We start from the raw sequence: 16,474 nt of genomic DNA on the forward strand, positions 1-16,474 counted from the left end.
CCGGTGAGCTGGACTGAGGAGCGAGGGAGCGCAGCGGACGAGCGACGAGGGAAGCCACCGGTTACCAGCACCCGAGCCGCGACGCGCAGCGTCGCGATTAAACAGGACAGGCCCCGTGAGGAGTGCGACCCCACGGGGCCTGAGCTGTTGAGACGCCCCATTCAGGCGTCTTAGGGTGTTCTTGAGGTGTTCAAATCGCCCCGATCGCGAGTCCAATTGGGCCAACCACCCTCTCGGGGCTGTAGGTTGCAGTCAGCGACTCTGCGAGGAGGAACGTGACCGAACACACCGAGACACCCGCGGTCGGTATGGGTGGGATCCGGGACGTGGTGAGCGTCCGGCTGCCAGCCGCGAGTGCCTATCTGTCCGTGCTACGTACGGCGACCGCCGGACTGGCCGCACGGCTGGACTTCACGCTCGACGAGATCGAGGATCTGCGGATCGCGGTCGACGAGGCGTGCGCGATGTTGTTGACCCAGGCCGTGCCCGGCACCGATCTGGTCGCCGAGTTCGAGCTCACCGGGCAGCTGATGCAGATCCGGGTCGAGGTCAGCACGGTCGGAAGTTCCGCGCCGAAGCGCGACGACTTCGCGTGGATGGTGCTCACCGCCCTGGCTGACGACGTGGATGCCGTAACCGACTCCCCCGACCGCATGGCGATCGTGCTACGCAAGCGCCGAGGCGCGGCGAGGCCGGCGTGACGGAAAGGACTCGTGCCATGGCCGCCAGCGACCACGCGGTGCCCGACCGGGTGCGCGCGCGCCTGCTCTTCGCGGAACTGGCGGAGTTGACCCCCGACGACTCGCGGCGCCAGCGTATCCGTGACGAGCTCGTCGAGCTCCACCTTCCCCTGGTGGAGTATCTCGCCCGCCGGTTCCGCAACCGGGGCGAGTGGCTTGACGATCTCACCCAGGTCGCGACCATCGGCCTGATCAAGTCGATCGACCGCTTCGACCTCGGCCGGGGGGTGGAGTTCTCCACCTACGCCACCCCGACGATCGTGGGCGAGATCAAACGGCACTTCCGCGACAAGGGCTGGGCGGTCCGCGTGCCGCGCCGCCTGCAGGAGCTCAAGCTCTCGCTGACCAAGGCGATAAGCGAGCTCTCGCAGCGCGAGGGGCGCGCGCCCACCGTCGGCGAGCTCGCGGCGTTCCTGAAGATGAGCGAGGAGGAGGTGCTGGAGGGGCTGGAGTCGGCCAACGCCTATTCCACGGTCTCCCTCGACGCACCCGACTCCGGTGACGACGACGCGCCCGCGGTGGCCGACTCCCTCGGCATCGTGGACGACTCCCTGGAGGGCGTCGAATACCGCGAGTCGCTCAAACCGCTGCTCGAACGGCTGCCGCCGCGCGAGAAGCGGATCCTGCTGCTGCGGTTCTTCGGCAACATGACCCAGTCCCAGATCGCCACCGAGCTCGGCATCTCGCAGATGCACGTGTCCCGGCTGCTGGCCAGGACCCTGGCCCAGCTCCGTGAGGGCCTGACCGCGGAAGACTAGGCCCCGCCCGCGGACGACCGAGGAGACCGGGTCAGTCCTGGTCCCCGTAGAGGGCCTGCGTCGTCGGCGGCGACAGCAGCGCGACCAGTCCGATCACTGCCACGGCGATGAGCGGGATGCCGATGGTCTGCTGGTCGGACTGGATCAGCGTGATGCCGATCACGGTGGCGAAGATCTGGGCCAGCACGCCCAGGCTCCGCGTCCACCGTTCGGCCTGCAGCATGCCCCAGCCCACCCAGAGCAGGACCACGCCGACCAGGATCCCGAAGCCGGCGACGAAGATCGAGCTCAGCACGTCGGACGGCTGGCCGATCACCGTCTCGACTCCGGCGTAGCCGCCGAGCACCAGGGTGATGAGGCCTTCCAGCCCCATGACGACGGCGGCGACGGTGAGGGTCATCGGGCGATTCGACACATCCCAACCCTATCGCCGGGGCAGCCCGGCCTGATTTCCGCAGCCGCAGTGCCGTTATCGGCGGATACGCTGGCATTATGCGCGCGATGCTCCTGGTGAACCCCAAGGCGACGTCGACCAACCAGCGGACGCGGGACGTGCTCATCAGGGCACTGAGCGCCACCATGAATCTCAAGGTGGAGGAGACCGCCTACCGTGGGCACGCGGCCCTTCTGTCCCGCAAGGCCCATGCCTCGGGCTTCGACGTGGTGGCCGTGCTGGGCGGCGACGGCACGATCAACGAGGCCGTGAACGGCCTGCTCGACGCGGAGGACGGCAGGAGCGGCGCCGACGGGGACGCCTCGGAGCGGCCGGCGCTGCTGGTCATCCCCGGTGGCAGCGCGAACGTGTTCGCGCGGGCGCTCGGGCTGCCGAACAGCCCGGTGGAGGCGGTCGGCGCGGTGCTCGAGGCGATCCGTGACGATCGGCGGCGGACCGTCGGGCTTGGTCAGGCGATCTGGGATGACGAAAGCCGATATTTCACCTTCTGTAGTGGCCTGGGGTATGACGCCGAGGTGATCCGGGCGGTCGAGGGGATGCGCGGCACCGGCCGCAAGGCCACCCCCACCCGCTATGTGAACACCGCGCTGCACCACTATCTGACGACCGACAAGCGCCATGCCGCCATGGCCGTCGAGGGCCCCGACGTGCCCCGGACCGGGCACATCTTCATGGCGGTCGTCTCCAACACCTCGCCGTGGACCTACGTGGGCTCCCAGCCGGTCTGCCCGACCCCGTGGGCGAGCTTCGAGACGGGCCTCGACCTGCTGGGACTGCAGCGCCTGGGCCTGCCGTCGATGCTCCGCCTGATGCCCCAGATCATGGGGGTCCGCGACACCCTGCCCAACGGCCGCCACCTGGTCCAGCTCCACGACGAGCGGGAGTTCACGCTGACCGCCGAGCGCCCGGTCGCCTTCCAGCTCGACGGCGACTACCTGGGCGAAGTCGAGCGAGTGACGTTCCGGTCTATCCCGAACGCGTTACAAGTTTTGGTCTGACTCGTTACATGCGGTCATTGTGTGACGCATCCGACATGCATATCCGGCAAAACGTTCTCCCAAACCTCTTGCATGTACTGAGCGTGGCTGACAATCTCAACATTGACGTCGGAACGTAGGACCTTTGAGCGGCCACCTCGCTCCCAGGCCACCGACGATCAAGTGAACCTGCCCCCGACCGAACAAGGCTCGGGTAATTGTTCGCGCTGGTTAGTGAAAGTCTTCACAAAGTGAGCCGACGGAGCCGCAGCAAGGGCTCCTCTTACGAAGGAGTGGACGCATGGACTGGCGCCACCGCGCTGCCTGCCGTGACGTGGACCCCGAGCTGTTCTTCCCGATCGGCAACACCGGCCCCGCCCTGATGCAGATCGAAGAGGCCAAGCAGGTCTGCCGTACGTGCACTGTAAGTGAAGCATGCCTGAAGTGGGCCCTGGAATCCGGGCAGGACGCCGGCGTCTGGGGCGGCCTGAGCGAGGACGAGCGCCGCGCCTTCAAGCGCCGCACCGCCCGCGCCCGCACCCGCGCGAACGTCTGACCGGCGAGAAAGCGCCCCTCCCCGGCCCGGCTCAGACCGCGGGGAGGGGAATGCCGAGGGTGACCTCCGTACCGCCGCCCTGCCGGGGCTCGATGGCCAGCCGCCCGGACAGCTCCCCGACGACCAGCGTGCGCACGATCTGCAGGCCGAGACTGGTGGACGACTCCAGGTCGAAGCCCTCCGGCAGACCGGTCCCGTCATCGGAGACGATGACGTCGAGCCGGTCGGCCCCCCGCGAAACGATCACCTGAAGTTTGCCCGGCCGGTGTGCCAGCCCGTGCTGGACGGCGTTCTGCAGCAGCTCGGTGAGGACCATCGCCAGCGGCGTCGCGATCTCCGAGCGCAGCACCCCGAACGTCCCGATCCGGCGCGGCACGACCTGCGCCTCCGGCGCCGCCACCTCGCCCGTCATCGCGATCACGCGGTCGGCGATGTCGTCGAAGTCCACCTGCTCGTCGGGCGTGTGCGACAGCGTCTCGTGCACGATCGCGATCGACCCGACCCTGCGCACCGCCTCCTCCAGCGCCTCGCGCCCCTCCGGCTGCTGCAGCCGCCGGGCCTGCAGCCGCAGCAGCGCGGCCACCGTCTGCAGGTTGTTCTTCACCCGGTGGTGGATCTCCCTGATGGTGGCGTCCTTGGTCATCAGCTCCCGCTCACGGCGCCGCAGCTCGGTCACGTCGCGGATGAGCACCAGCGCGCCGATCCGCCCGCCGCCGACCACCAGCGGGATCGCCCGCAGCTGCACGACCGTGCCGCCCGACTCGACCTCGGTCTCCCTGGGCTCCCGGCCACTGGCCACGATCATCAGGTTCTCGTTGATGGGCTCGTCGGAGTAGCAGAGGGTGGCGGTGGTGCGGCCCAGCTCGGCGCCGACCAGGTCGGCGTTGAGACCCAGCCGCCGGTAGGCCGACAGCGCGTTCGGCGAGGCGTAGGTGACCCGGCCCGCCCGGTCGAGCCGGAGCAGCCCGTCGCCCACGCGCGGCGAGCGGACCAGGATCGGCTCGGCGCCGGAGAAGGGGAAGCGCCCCTCGGCCACCATCTGGGCCAGGTCGGAGGCGCTCTGCAGGTAGGTGAGCTCAAGCCGTGAGGGAGTGCGCGCCGACGACAGGTTCGTCGAGCGCTGGATCACGCCCAGGAAGTGGTCGGCCCGCCGTACCGGGATGGTCTCCTCGCGCACCGGCACCCCGCTCGACCAGTCGGGATCGCCCTCCCGGCAGATCCGCCGCTCGTCCCAGGCGGTGTCGATGAGCGCCCGTTCCCCCTTGGCCACCGTCATCCCCACGATGTCGTCGTGATAGACGGTGGGGCCCGTGGTGGGCCGCATCTGCGCGATGGCGATCCAGCCCGATCTCTCCCTGAGCGGGATCCACAGGATGAGATCGGCGAACGACAGGTCGGCCAGCAGCTGCCAGTCGGAGACCAGCGAGTGCATCCACTCGAGGTCGGCATCGTCGAGCGCGGTATGACGGACTACCAGGTCGCTTAGAGTCGGCACTCGTGCATCATGCGTTCTTTGCGGGCCCAAACGCGAATCGGGCGGGCCCGGCTGGCAAGATGCCCGCTATGGAGCAGACCCCAGATCCGCTGGCACGGTTGCGCACGGCCGCGGGCACGCGGGAGGCCGCGGGGCTGAAGCGGACCCTGCGCGCCCGGACGCCGGACGACGACGGCCTGATCGACCTGGCCTCCAACGACTACCTCGGACTGGCCAGGGACCGGCGGCTGATCGAGGCGGCGACGGAGGCCACCCGGGTCTGGGGCACCGGCTCGACCGGCTCCCGCCTGGTCACCGGCTCCACCGCGCTCCACGCCGAGCTGGAGGCGCGGCTGTGCGCCTTCACCCGGGCCCGCGGCGCGCTGGTGTTCTCCTCCGGCTATCTGGCCAACCTGGCGGCCGTGACGGCCCTGGGCAGGGACGCGCTGGTGGTCTCCGAGGCGGGCAACCACGCCTCCATCGTGGATGCCTGCCGCCTGTCCCGCTCGCGTGTGGTGGTCACCCCGCACAAGGACGTGGCAGCCGTGGAGAAGGCCCTGGCCGACCGGGACGAGGAGCACGCGATAGTGGTCACCGACGCGGTCTTCTCCGTCGACGGCGACCTGGCGCCGCTGGCGGAGCTGCACGCGGCGACCGTACGGCAGGGCGCGCTGCTGATCGTGGACGAAGCCCACTCGATCGGCGTCATCGGCCCCCACGGCCGGGGAGCGGTGCACGCCGCGGGCCTGGCGGCCGAGCCGGGCGTTGTGAGAACGGTCACACTCTCCAAGTCCCTGGGCTCCCAGGGCGGAGCCGTGCTCGGGGCCCCGGAGGTGATCGAGACCCTGATAGACACGGGCCGCTCGTTCATCTTCGACACCGGCCTCGCCCCCGGCAGCGTGGCGGCGGCACTCGCCGCTGTGGATATCCTTCAAAACCAGCCCGAACTGCCCGGATGCGTGCGGACCAGAGCGAGAGAGCTGGCCTCGATGGCCCGCGAACTCGGCCTGGAGACCAACGATCCGGCGGGTGCGGTCGTCCCGATCGTGCTCGGCCCACCCGAGAGCGCACTACGGGCCGCCCTCATCTGTGCGGAACGCGGAGTGCGCGCCGGATGTTTCCGGCCGCCCTCAGTGCCGGTCGGCCGCTCTTGCCTGCGGTTGACCGCGCGGGCCAATCTGAGTTCCGAAGATCTAGCGGTGATCAGGGGTGCGCTCACCGCCGTGGCCGAGATGAAGGTGACCATGTGAGTGAGCGAAGCGGGCGAGCCGGCGGGCACGGCACCTCCGGCCACGCCGTTTCCGAGCCGTCAGGTGAGGTGCCGACGTGACGGACGACTCCCCCAGGATTCCTAAGTACTACGACGTCAAACGCAGCCTGCTCGCGCTGACCAAGAGCCTGTCGGCGGGCAGCGCGCTGCCCCCCGAGCGGACCCTGGCGGTGCGCTTCGAGACGTCGCGCACCACCGTGCGCCAGGCCCTGTCGGAGCTGGTGGTCGAGGGCCGCCTGGTGCGTATCCAGGGCAAGGGGACGTTCGTCGCGCAGCCCAAGGTCGCCCAGGTCCTCCAGCTCACCTCATACACCGGCGACCTGCGGACGGTCGGCCTCGAACCCGACACCAAGATCCTCGATATCAGCTACATCACCGCCGACGAGCCCCTGGCCCGCCGGCTGGCGATCAACCCCGGCGGCCGCGTGCTGCGCATCCACCGGCTGCGCCTGGCCAACGGCGAGCCGATGTCGATCGACACCACCCACCTGTCGGCCCGGCGCTTCCCCCGGCTCCGGCGCGAGCTGGAGGTGCACTCCTCGCTGTACGAGACGCTGCACAACGCCTACAACGTGCGGCTGACCGACGCCGAGGAGATCATCGAGACCGTGCTGGCCACGCCGTACGACGCGCAGGTGCTGAGCGTCGACGTCGGCCTGCCGATGCTGCTGCTCACCCGGCACGCCTTCGACGCCGACGGCAACCCGGTGGAGTGGGCCCAGTCCCTCTACCGCGGCGACCGCTACAAGTTCGTCACCCGGCTGCGCCGCCCCTGAGGTCTCCGGCGGCGGTCCGCGTCCGGGCCGTGAGTCCGGGCCGTGGAAGGTCACAGCCGCCTAAGGTGAGGTGCGTGAGCATTCTCGTGGTCACCGGGACCGACACCGGAGTGGGAAAGACGATCGTCACCGCGGCCGTGGCCTCGCTCGCCAGAGAGCGGGGCGTCCCGGTCGCGGTGGTGAAACCCGCTCAGACCGGGGTGGGCGAGACGGAACCCGGAGACCTCGACGACGTCATCCGGCTGTCCGGGGTGACCTCGACGTTCGAGTTCGCCAGGTTCCCCGACCCGCTGTCCCCGGCGGCGGCCGCCCGCACGGCGGGCCTGCCGCCGGTCTCCCTCACCCAGGCGGCCGCCCGGATCGAGGAGCTGGCCGAGTCGCACCGCCTGGTGGTCGTCGAAGGGGCGGGCGGGCTGCTCGTCCGCTTCGACGAGGAGGGGGCGACCCTGGCCGACCTGGCCCGGGAGCTCTCCGCGCCGGTGCTCCTGGTGACCCGGGCGGCGCTGGGCACGCTCAACCACACCGCGCTGACGCTGGAGGCGATGGCCCATCGCGGGCTGGAGCCGGCCGGGGTGGTGATCGGCTCCTGGCCGGCCGCCCCCGACCTGGCCGAGCGGTGCAACGTGGCGGACCTGGAGATGCTGGCCGCCCGGCCGCTGGCCGGCGTGCTCCCGGAGGGGGCCGGAGCCCTCGGCCGGGAGGACTTCGCCCGGACCGCCCACGCCGGCCTGAGCCCGGTGCTGGGCGGCGGTTTCGACCCCTCTGCCTTCCGGAGGGCCCTTAGGCTCTTGCCGTAGACGACGGCCGGAGATCGGACGGAGAACGGAGCAGCATGAGCGACATTCTTGAGATCGCCCGGACACAGGTCCTGGAGGAGGGCCGGGGACTCGACGCCGCGCAGGTGCTGCGCTGCCTCGAACTGCCCGACGACCGCCTCGCCGACCTCCTGGGGCTCGCGCACGAGGTGCGGATGAAGTGGTGCGGCCCCGAGGTGGAGGTCGAGGGGATCATCTCCCTCAAGACCGGCGGCTGCCCGGAGGACTGCCACTTCTGCTCCCAGTCGGGCCAGTTCACCTCCCCGGTCCGCGCGGCCTGGCTCGACATCCCCTCCCTCGTCCGGGCGGCCAGGGAGACCGCGGCGACCGGCGCGACCGAGTTCTGCATCGTGGCCGCGGTGCGCGGCCCCGACCGGCGGCTGATGGACCAGGTCCGCGAGGGGGTCAAGGCGATCCAGGAGGCGGTCGACATCAACGTCGCCTGCTCGCTGGGCATGCTCACCCAGGCCCAGGTCGACGAGCTGGCCGGGATGGGCGTGCACCGCTACAACCACAACCTGGAGACCGCGAGGTCGCACTTCGACAGGGTCGTCACCACCCACACGTGGCAGGAGCGCTGGGACACCTGCCTGATGGTGCGCGAGGCCGGGATGGAACTGTGCTGCGGGGGCATCGTGGGCATGGGCGAGAGCCTGGAGCAGCGGGCGGAGTTCGCCGGGCAGCTCGGCGAGCTGCAGCCCGACGAGGTGCCCCTGAACTTCCTCAACCCGCGCCCCGGCACGCCCTTCGAGTCGCTGCCCCTCCTTTCGGGCTCCGAGGCGCTCAGGACGATCGCCGCCTTCCGGCTCGCGCTGCCCCGCACGATCCTGCGCTACGCCGGCGGCCGCGAGCTGACCCTGGGCGACCTGGGCACCCGCGACGGCATGCTCGGCGGGATCAACGCGATCATCGTGGGCAACTACCTGACCACCCTCGGCCGGACCGCCGAGGCGGACCTCGACCTGCTGGTCGACCTGAAGATGCCGATCAAGGCGCTCTCCGACACGCTCTGAGAGCACCGATGCCATGACGTGCCGCGGACGGGCGTTCATGATGTGAGCATGGCCAAGGCGATCGAACAGCCCGTTCCCGGTATCACCGTCGGACACGCGCTCCTCGCGCGGTCGGCGGGAGCCCCGCAGCCCGTCGACAAGGTCGTGCACGACGGTGACACGATCAACATCGCCGCCGACGGCAACTTCGGCGTGCGCCTGCTCGGCGTGGACGCCCCCGAGGTCAGCTTCGAGCTGCCCCGCAGCTCCGTCGTCCCCGACCTGCCCAGGGGTTTCGTCAAGATCTCACACCCGGCCTGGACCGACTTCCTGGCCGACCCGTTCGCGCCGGGCTTCGAGCCGCTGCCGCTGCGCGCCGCACTCCACGATCATCTGCTGGGCAGGCTCGGCCCGGCCACCGCGCGCAACCACGCCGAGCTCGGCGGCCCGTCCACGCAGGCGCTCAGAGACATGATCAGCTCCGACATCGCCGAGCAGGGCCTCGACGGTGAGACCTTCAAGTTCCGGCTGGCCTTCGCGCACGAGGTCCTCGACCGGTACGGCAGGCTGCTGTGCTACGTCAACCGGGACCAGAAGCTCCGGCCCAGGCCCGCCCCGTACAACGAGCGGCTGCTCGCCGGCGGGCACGCCATGCCCTACTTCATCTGGCCCAACGTGGACCCCTTCGTCCGGCAGGAGAACCGGGTGGCGCAGGCCGTACCGGCTCCCGGGACGGCCCGCACGGTGGCGGAGGCGGGCGCGCTGGGCCGGGCCCGCGAGTCGGTACGGCAGGCACGCCAGGCGGGCCTCGGGGTCTGGAACCCGGCGGACCCGTTGCGGCTGCACGCCTTCGAGCTGCGCTACCTGGCCGGGCGGCGGGCGCCCGACCGGTATGTCCTCGACCTGTCCGACAGCTCCTCCGAGCTGCTCCACCCGCAGAGCTACCACCGGATCCCGCAGCCGGAGGACCGGCTGTTCGTCAACGCCGAGCACGCGCCCCTGTGGGCGGAGAAGGGCTGGTCGGTCCCACCGCTGTAGACGCCTGCCCGGCCCGGCCGTCCGGGTCGGGCGGCGCGGGCCGGTGACCGCGGGGCCGCACGGGCCGGTCGGGCCGTCCGGGCCGGCCCGGTCGCCGGCGCGGGCCGGGCGGCCGGGGCCGCCGGACGGGGCGAATATGCGCTGGCAGCGTTAGGTGGGAGGAATCTGGGCAGGGTGAAGAACCCCTGTCCGGCTAAGTGACTGACTGGTAGGTTGCGCGGTATGGAGTCCCCAAAGCACGCAGGTGACATCGCGGTCGCCGTCTCCAAGGCCTATGGAATCGAGACCATGTTCACCCTGTCCGGCGGGCACGTCTTCCCGCTGTATGACGGGGCGGTCCACGAGGGCATGCCCATCCTCGACGTGCGGCACGAGCAGAGCGCGGTCTTCGCCGCCGAGGCGACCGCCCGGCTGACCCGCAGACCCGGGCTGGCCGTACTCACCGCCGGCCCCGGCGTCACCAACGGCGTCAGCGGCGTGGCCACCGCGCACTTCAACGGCTCCCCCGTCGTGGTCATGGGAGGCCGGGCACCGCGCTCACGCTGGGGCTCCGGCGCGCTGCAGGAGATCGACCACCCGCCGCTGTTCGCGCCGATCACCAAACTGGCCTTCACCGGCTCCGGCCCCGACTCCGTCGCCGAAGACGTGGAGATGGCCTTCCGCACGGCCCTGGCCCCGCACCGCGGCCCGGTCTTCCTCGACTTCCACATGGACCACCTGTTCGCGGCCGCGCCCCCGCCCGACCACGTCACCGAGACGCTGACCCCGTCACCGCTGGAGCCCGACCCCGACTCCCTCGCCGGGATCGCCCGCCTGCTCGCCGAGGCCGAGCGCCCGGTGCTGGTGCTCGGCTCGGACGTGTGGATGGACCGCGCCGAGGAGGTCGCCCGGGGCTTCGCCGAGGAGTTCCGCCTGCCGGTCATCCCCAACGGCCAGGGCCGCGGCATCCTGCCCGCCGGGCACGAGCTGCTGGTCACCCGGGCCCGGGGGCTGGCCCTCACCCAGGCCGACCTGGTGATCGTGGCGGGCGCCCCGCTGGACTTCCGCCTCGGCTACGGCTGGTTCGGCGGCAAGGACGGCGCCCCGCTCGCCAGGGTCGTGCACTTGGCCGACGCCCCGTCGCAGCTCACCACGCACATCGAGCCCTCCGGGACCGCCGCCGGCGACCTGTCGCTGGTCTTCTGGGGGCTGGGTACGGCCTGCAACCAGGCCGGCGTCTCCCCCGCGTCCTACGCGCCGTGGCTGTCGAAGCTGTCGGAGGCCGCGTCGGCGGCCATCGCCGCCGACGCGGACCTGCTGGCCTCCGGCTCCGATCCGATCCACCCGATGCGCATCTACGGCGAGCTGGCCAAGGTCCTCGCCGACGACGCCGTGGTGATCGGCGACGGCGGCGACTTCGTCTCCTACGCCGGCAAATACGTCGAGCCCAAGCAGCCCGGCAACTGGCTCGACCCGGGCCCGTACGGCTGCCTGGGCACCGGCCTGGGCTACGCCATCGCCGCCCGGGTGGCGCGGCCCTCCTCGCAGGTGGTGCTGCTGCTCGGCGACGGCGCGGCCGGTTTCTCGCTGATGGACGTGGACACGCTCGTACGGCACCGCCTGCCGGTGGTGATGATCTGCGGCAACAACGGCATGTGGGGGCTGGAGAAGCACCCCATGCAGATGCTCTACGGCTACGACGTGGCGGCCGAGCTCCAGCCGCAGTGCCGCTACGACCAGGTGGTGACCGCTCTGGGCGGCGGCGGCGAGCTGGTCACCGACCCGTCGCAGATCGGCCCGGCGCTGCTGCGCGCCTTCGACTCCGGCGTCCCGTACATGGTCAACATCGCCACCGACCCGTCGGTCGCCTACCCCCGCAACACCACCGGGGTCTGAACGGCGCCGGCTGGGGCCCCGTCAGGGCGGGGACCCCAGCCGCGCCGAACCGGACGGGGGCGGCCGGATATGGCCGGGGTGGGTCGGCCGGACCCCGGGCAGGGCCTGGGCCACCGCCGAGGTCAGCGGTTCGGCGCCGGCCGGCTCCGGCGGAGGTCCGATGCGGGCCGGCCTGCCGGACCAGTCACCGCGCGGCGAGAAGGGTGTCGACGGCTGCCGTCACAGACAGGTCGTCGACACCCTTCGCCGTCTCCGCGACTCGCCGTCCCCGCCCCGAACGGCTCAGGTCTTGCTCGTCTAGGGGCTGGGCGTCGAGGTCGGGGTGGGCGCCGGGCTGGACGGGCAGCCGTAGTTGGCCACGACGATCTCCACCGGCTTCCTCGGATCCCACAAGGTCCCGCCGGGCGGGTTCTGCTCGACCACCCTCATGCACTGGGTGCGGTCGAGGTCGGCGCTCTCAGACGTCTTCGGCTTCAGGCCCGCCTTCTGCAGCTCGCTCCTGGCCATGTCCGGCGCCATGCCCGTGACGTCGGGCACCTTCCGCTTCGGCAGCGGCGTCGGGGTGGGGGTCGGCGTCGGGGTCGGCGTCGGGGTGGGCGTGGGCGTCGGGGTGGGGGTCGGCGTGGGTGTGGGCGTGCGGGTGGGGCGGGTGGGCTGCTCGGCCGGGGTGGTGGCGGGCGGCTTCGTCTTGGGGGGCCTGGAGGTCCTGGTCTTCGTGGGGCTCGGCGAACCGCTCACGCTGGGCAGCGGCTCGGGCTTCGTCATCGGGTCGTTGGATACCGTGGAGGCCGCCATCCCGTTGATCGCCAGGGCGACGAGCCCGACGCACATCACGGCCGCCGCCGCGGAGGCCGCCAGCAGCCCGCCCTTCCTCCGGGACCGTTTCGCGCCGCGGCGGCCGCGCCCCTGCGGGACCGCCTGCGTGGCCGGGCCGGGCGACGGCGCCGTCTCGGGCGGCACGGCCCCCTGCGGGCCCGCCTGAGGCATGGCCCCCTGCCAGCCGGTCTGCGGCAGCGGCGCCTCGGACCGGTCGGCCTGCGGCGGGGCTCCGTGCCGGCCGGTCTGCGGCGACGCGGCGCCCTCCCAGCCGGTCTGCACCGCGCCGGCGGGCGGGGGCGGCGGCGCCATCGTCGAGCCGGTCTCCGGCCCGAGGCGCGCCGCCTGTCTGGCGGCGGTGCTCATCGCGGCGGCGCTGGGGAAGCGCCGGGCCGGGTCCTTGGACAGGGCCCGCTCCACCAGGGCCCGGACCGCGGGAGGGATGTGCGGCGGCAGTGGCGGCGGCATCTCGCGGATGTGCTTGAGCGCGATCGTGACCGGGGTGTCGCCGTCGAAGGGCCGCTGCCCGGCCAGGCACTCGTAGGCCACCACGCCCAGTGCGTAGATGTCGACCGCGGGGGTGACCGGTGCACCCTCGGCCTGCTCGGGCGCGCAGTAGGCGGCGGTGCCGAGCACCATGCCGGCGTCGGTCAGCCTGCTGGCCGCGTCCGACCTGGCGATGCCGAAGTCGGTGAGCACGAGTGTGCCGTCGGAGCGGACCATCAGGTTGCCGGGCTTGATGTCCCGGTGGACGATGCCCTGGTCGTGGACGGCCTGCATGGCCGAGGCCGCCTGGGCGATGAGCTCCATCGCGGGCCCGGGGGCGATGCTCCCCAGCCGCCCGAGCAGCCGGTCGAGCGGCTCGCCGTCCACGAACTTCATCACGAGATATGCCGTCGCCCCCGCGCCGGGCACCTCGTGAATCCCGTAGTCGTAGACGTCTACGACCCCGGGGTGGTTGATCGTCGCCATCGCCCGGGCCTCGCCCTGGAAGCGCACCAAGAAGCCGGGGTCGTCGGTACGGCCCGGGAGCAGCACCTTGACCGCGACGGTGCGAGCCAAGACGGTGTCCTCACCGCGCCACACCTCGCCCATACCGCCGGCGCCGATGCGGGTATCCAGCCGATACCGCCCCGCCAGCGTCGTGCCTTGGGCCACCATGACTCCCCCGTAACCCTCTCCGCTCCCACCCCAGGGTTCTCCAACAAAGCGGATTTGTATCGCGCCAACGTCACGGCAACGTAACGAAACCCTGCAAGCCGTATGCCTCACAAACAAGACGCGTGCCGTAGCATCGCACAAAACTCAGGACTTTTAAGCGTACTTGTATAGGTTGCGCACTTTTACGGCAAGAGCTGCCAGGCAGCCGTCGGCGCCAACCGCCCCCGGCGCCCACGGATCATCGACGGAGCCTTGGCCACCCTGGAATCCCCCACAAGAGTACATAAAACGTACATAAAACTAGCGGCCGGAGAGCAGTGCTCGGTCCGTCGTGGGGCGGTGATCCGTCCCGGCCGACGGAACCGGGGCTCAGCCGCTCAGCGTGCCGTGCTCCGCGCAGCGCGCCGACCAGCCGGTGGGGGTCACCTGGACCACCATGCGCCGGCGGCAGTGGGGACAGTAACGCGGCGGCTCCATCGCGCGCGCGGCGCGGCAGCCCGCGTGCTCGCCCTCGTGCGCCGGGCGGCCGCAGTGATCGCAGTAGGGGGTCACCCGATCACCTTATGCTGACGCCCATGACGTTGACTCCCGGCCTGCGCGCCCAGCTCCTCATCATGGTCGAGAGGGAGGACACCGCTGCCGTGGTCGGCAGCGGAGACGTCCCCGTCCTGGCCACCCCCCGCCTGCTGGCCTTCGCCGAACAGGCCACCGTCCAGGCGGTCACGGGCGCGCTGGAGCCCGGCCAGACCTCCGTGGGCACCAAGGTCGTCCTGGAGCACCTGGCGGCCAGCCCGGTCGGCACCCACGTCGAGATCACCGCCGAGCTCACCGAGGTCGACGGCCGCCGCCTGGTCTTCGCCTTCACCGCCGCCGACCGGCACACCACCGTCGCGACCGGCACGATCGAACGCGTGGTCGTCGACCGCGAGCGCTTCATCGCCAGACTCTCCCACTGACCGCCCGCGCTCACCGCACACCGCCCGGGACACCCCCGACACCGCCCCGCACACCGTCCGGAACCACCGCGCACCGTCCCACACCCACCGCGCGCCACCCGGACCGCCGCACATGCTCACCGTGCGCCACCTGGAACCGCCGCACACGCTCACCGTGCGCCACCCGGGTCCCACCGTGCGACCGGGGCCGGGACCGTTCACGCGGGACTCTCACCGGCGCCGGTACGGCGGGAGCACGTGCGGCGGTGACCGGCGCCGGGCCGGGTGGGCTACTCGATGACGGCGATGACGTCGCCTTCCTGGATGACGTCGCCCTCGGCGACCTTGATCTCGGTGATCACACCGTCGTCCTCGGCGATGACGGGGATCTCCATCTTCATCGACTCAAGGATGACCAGGGTGTCGCCGTCCTCGACGGTGTCGCCCTGGGAAACGAGGACCTTCCAGACATTTGCCACCATCTCTGCGCGTACTTCAGCCACCGGACACTCCCATCAATCACTGTGATCCATCTGTGTCAGACCGACCTGTTCAGGCCCGCATGCGAGCCACCAGTCCGGTGTCGTAGGTCCCCTCGACGAACTCGGGGTGCTCCAGCAGCTCCGCGCAGAACGGGAGGTTGTTCTTGGGTCCCGCGATCTCGAAGCCCGCCACGGCCGCCCGGGCGCGCTCCAGGGCCTCGGCCCGCGTCTGCCCGAACACGCACAGCTTGGCCATGAGCGGATCGTAGAACGGCGTGACCGTGTTGCCGTCGGTGTAGCCGGAGTCCACCCGGACGCCCTCGCCGGACGGTTCCGTCCAGATGTCGATCTTCCCGGGACCAGGGAAGAACCGCTTGGGGTCCTCGGCGTAGACGCGGAACTCGATCGCGTGGCCGCGCGCGACCACCTCCGGCGCGGTCTTCTCGCCCGCGGCGATCAGCAGCTGCTGCTCGACCAGGTCCATGCCGGTGACCAGCTCGGTGACCGGGTGCTCCACCTGGAGCCGGGTGTTCATCTCCAGAAAGACGAAGTCCTGCTTGTCGGCGTCGACCAGGCACTCCACGGTCCCCGCGCCGAGATAACCGACCGCCTCGCCCGCCCGTACGGCCGCCGCCAGCATGCGCTCGCGCAGCTCCTGGGTGATGCCGGGGGACGGCGTCTCCTCCACGACCTTCTGGTGCCGGCGCTGCACCGAGCAGTCGCGCTCGCCCAGCGCGACGACCGTGCCGTCGGCGAGGCCGAGGATCTGCACCTCGACGTGGCGGGCGTGCTCGATATAGCGCTCCAGCAGGATCGCGGGCGTCCCGCCGAAGCGCGAGGCGGCCCTGGACGCCTGCTCGAACGCCTTGGCCAGCCCGGCCTCGTCGTGGGCGACACCCATGCCGATGCCGCCGCCGCCACCCGCCGTCTTGACCATGACCGGGTAGCCGATCCCGGCGACGGCGGCCACGGCCTCCTCCAGCCCGGTGACCGGCTCGCGGGTCCCGGCGGCGACGGGCACGCCCGCCGCCTCCATCAGGTTACGCGCGTTGATCTTGTCGCCCATCCGCTCGATCGCCTCGGGCGAGGGCCCGATCCAGGTCAGACCGGCGTCGATGACGGCCCGGGCGAATCCGGCGTTCTCCGAGAAGAACCCGTAGCCCGGATGGACGGCCTGGGCGCCCGACACGCGGGCGGCCTCAAGCACCTTGTCGGCGTCGAGATAGCTCTGCGCCGGGTTGGCCGGCCCGAGCAGGATCGCCTCGTCGGCCTCCCGGACGAACGGCAGGTCGGCGTCGGCCTCGGAATACACCGCGATGGCTCGCAGTCCCATGCGCTGGATCGTGCGGATGATT

The 16,474-nt window shown here is 71.3% G+C and carries 17 protein-coding genes; 11 read left to right on the forward strand and 6 right to left on the reverse strand.

The features are described 5' to 3' along the window. The first annotated feature begins 275 nt into the window (after positions 1-275). Together ACWDS7_RS36705 and ACWDS7_RS36710 are read left to right on the forward strand one after the other, a co-directional pair. Complete coding sequence (locus ACWDS7_RS36705) at positions 276-701, forward strand: anti-sigma factor (RefSeq protein WP_370879692.1); 426 nt, start codon at positions 276-278, stop codon at positions 699-701. 17 nt (positions 702-718) lie between these two features. Next, positions 719-1,498: an RNA polymerase sigma factor SigF gene (locus ACWDS7_RS36710; protein ID WP_197048491.1), complete on the forward strand. Its 780-nt coding sequence runs from the start codon at positions 719-721 to the stop codon at positions 1,496-1,498. Between the two features lie 31 nt (positions 1,499-1,529). Here ACWDS7_RS36710 and ACWDS7_RS36715 read toward each other — a convergent pair whose 3' ends face one another. Beyond that, complete coding sequence (locus ACWDS7_RS36715; protein WP_306864422.1) at positions 1,530-1,898, reverse strand: hypothetical protein; 369 nt, start codon at positions 1,896-1,898, stop codon at positions 1,530-1,532. 92 nt (positions 1,899-1,990) lie between these two features. Here ACWDS7_RS36715 and ACWDS7_RS36720 point away from each other — a divergent pair, with 92 nt between their 5' ends. Next, positions 1,991-2,950, forward strand: a complete 960-nt coding sequence (locus ACWDS7_RS36720) for a diacylglycerol/lipid kinase family protein (protein ID WP_451933000.1) — start codon at positions 1,991-1,993, stop codon at positions 2,948-2,950. Between the two features lie 280 nt (positions 2,951-3,230). Next, positions 3,231-3,485 carry a WhiB family transcriptional regulator gene (locus tag ACWDS7_RS36725; RefSeq protein WP_306864416.1) on the forward strand — a complete coding sequence of 85 codons (255 nt, stop codon included), beginning with the start codon at positions 3,231-3,233 and terminating at the stop codon, positions 3,483-3,485. 31 nt (positions 3,486-3,516) lie between these two features. Here ACWDS7_RS36725 and ACWDS7_RS36730 read toward each other — a convergent pair whose 3' ends face one another. Further along, positions 3,517-4,980, reverse strand: coding sequence for a sensor histidine kinase (locus ACWDS7_RS36730; protein WP_306864414.1), 1,464 nt, complete (start codon positions 4,978-4,980; stop codon positions 3,517-3,519). A gap of 59 nt (positions 4,981-5,039) precedes the next feature. On the opposite strand from ACWDS7_RS36730, the gene ACWDS7_RS36735 reads away from it, so the two are divergent. The 6 genes from ACWDS7_RS36735 to ACWDS7_RS36760 all read left to right on the forward strand — a co-directional run bounded on the left by ACWDS7_RS36735 (position 5,040) and on the right by ACWDS7_RS36760 (position 11,725). Next, on the forward strand, positions 5,040-6,209 hold the full coding sequence (locus tag ACWDS7_RS36735; protein ID WP_451933001.1) for an 8-amino-7-oxononanoate synthase: 1,170 nt from the start codon (positions 5,040-5,042) through the stop codon (positions 6,207-6,209). A 76-nt stretch (positions 6,210-6,285) separates the two neighbouring features. Continuing rightward, the gene (locus tag ACWDS7_RS36740) at positions 6,286-7,005 is read left to right on the forward strand and encodes a GntR family transcriptional regulator (RefSeq protein ID WP_306864408.1); all 720 of its coding nucleotides are present in this window, start codon (positions 6,286-6,288) and stop codon (positions 7,003-7,005) included. Positions 7,006-7,079: 74 nt separating this feature from the next. After that, complete coding sequence (bioD, locus tag ACWDS7_RS36745; RefSeq protein WP_306864405.1) at positions 7,080-7,802, forward strand: dethiobiotin synthase; 723 nt, start codon at positions 7,080-7,082, stop codon at positions 7,800-7,802. 35 nt (positions 7,803-7,837) lie between these two features. Continuing rightward, positions 7,838-8,833 carry a biotin synthase BioB gene (bioB, locus tag ACWDS7_RS36750; RefSeq protein ID WP_451933002.1) on the forward strand — a complete coding sequence of 332 codons (996 nt, stop codon included), beginning with the start codon at positions 7,838-7,840 and terminating at the stop codon, positions 8,831-8,833. Positions 8,834-8,881: 48 nt separating this feature from the next. Further along, positions 8,882-9,850, forward strand: coding sequence for a thermonuclease family protein (locus tag ACWDS7_RS36755; RefSeq protein ID WP_451933003.1), 969 nt, complete (start codon positions 8,882-8,884; stop codon positions 9,848-9,850). Between the two features lie 222 nt (positions 9,851-10,072). Further along, positions 10,073-11,725 (forward strand): acetolactate synthase, encoded by a 1,653-nt coding sequence (locus ACWDS7_RS36760; RefSeq protein ID WP_306864396.1) that lies wholly within the window; start codon positions 10,073-10,075, stop codon positions 11,723-11,725. A gap of 297 nt (positions 11,726-12,022) precedes the next feature. Here ACWDS7_RS36760 and ACWDS7_RS36765 read toward each other — a convergent pair whose 3' ends face one another. Both ACWDS7_RS36765 and bsaP read right to left on the reverse strand, forming a co-directional pair. Beyond that, positions 12,023-13,702: a protein kinase domain-containing protein gene (locus ACWDS7_RS36765; RefSeq protein ID WP_451933004.1), complete on the reverse strand. Its 1,680-nt coding sequence runs from the start codon at positions 13,700-13,702 to the stop codon at positions 12,023-12,025. A gap of 369 nt (positions 13,703-14,071) precedes the next feature. Next, positions 14,072-14,254: a biotin synthase auxiliary protein BsaP gene (gene bsaP / locus ACWDS7_RS36770; protein ID WP_451933005.1), complete on the reverse strand. Its 183-nt coding sequence runs from the start codon at positions 14,252-14,254 to the stop codon at positions 14,072-14,074. 23 nt (positions 14,255-14,277) lie between these two features. Here bsaP and ACWDS7_RS36775 point away from each other — a divergent pair, with 23 nt between their 5' ends. Continuing rightward, a complete protein-coding gene (locus ACWDS7_RS36775; protein WP_451933006.1) occupies positions 14,278-14,658 on the forward strand; it encodes a thioesterase family protein in 381 nt (126 codons plus the stop codon). Between the two features lie 269 nt (positions 14,659-14,927). On the opposite strand, the gene ACWDS7_RS36780 is transcribed toward ACWDS7_RS36775, so the two are convergent. Next, entirely contained in the window at positions 14,928-15,140 is a 213-nt protein-coding gene (locus ACWDS7_RS36780) for a biotin/lipoyl-binding carrier protein (protein WP_306864387.1), read from the reverse strand. Between the two features lie 49 nt (positions 15,141-15,189). Next, positions 15,190-16,473 carry an acetyl-CoA carboxylase biotin carboxylase subunit gene (locus ACWDS7_RS36785; protein WP_451933007.1) on the reverse strand — a complete coding sequence of 428 codons (1,284 nt, stop codon included), beginning with the start codon at positions 16,471-16,473 and terminating at the stop codon, positions 15,190-15,192. Between the last annotated feature and the right edge of the window lies 1 nt (position 16,474).

This window comes from Streptosporangium sp. NPDC003464, from assembly GCF_053588315.1.

What these genes read in the sequence shown, in the direction of transcription:
- ACWDS7_RS36710 (WP_197048491.1), top strand. Translation starts at nt 719, where the DNA reads ATGGCCGCCAGCGACCACGCGGTGCCCGACCGGGTGCGCGCGCGCCTG.
- ACWDS7_RS36760 (WP_306864396.1), top strand. Translation starts at nt 10,073, where the DNA reads ATGGAGTCCCCAAAGCACGCAGGTGACATCGCGGTCGCCGTCTCCAAG.
- ACWDS7_RS36765 (WP_451933004.1), bottom strand. Translation starts at nt 13,702, where the DNA reads ATGGTGGCCCAAGGCACGACGCTGGCGGGGCGGTATCGGCTGGATACC.
- ACWDS7_RS36775 (WP_451933006.1), top strand. Translation starts at nt 14,278, where the DNA reads ATGACGTTGACTCCCGGCCTGCGCGCCCAGCTCCTCATCATGGTCGAG.
- bioB (WP_451933002.1), top strand. Translation starts at nt 7,838, where the DNA reads ATGAGCGACATTCTTGAGATCGCCCGGACACAGGTCCTGGAGGAGGGC.
- ACWDS7_RS36725 (WP_306864416.1), top strand. Translation starts at nt 3,231, where the DNA reads ATGGACTGGCGCCACCGCGCTGCCTGCCGTGACGTGGACCCCGAGCTG.
- ACWDS7_RS36715 (WP_306864422.1), bottom strand. Translation starts at nt 1,898, where the DNA reads ATGACCCTCACCGTCGCCGCCGTCGTCATGGGGCTGGAAGGCCTCATC.
- ACWDS7_RS36735 (WP_451933001.1), top strand. Translation starts at nt 5,040, where the DNA reads ATGCCCGCTATGGAGCAGACCCCAGATCCGCTGGCACGGTTGCGCACG.
- ACWDS7_RS36755 (WP_451933003.1), top strand. Translation starts at nt 8,882, where the DNA reads ATGGCCAAGGCGATCGAACAGCCCGTTCCCGGTATCACCGTCGGACAC.
- ACWDS7_RS36720 (WP_451933000.1), top strand. Translation starts at nt 1,991, where the DNA reads ATGCGCGCGATGCTCCTGGTGAACCCCAAGGCGACGTCGACCAACCAG.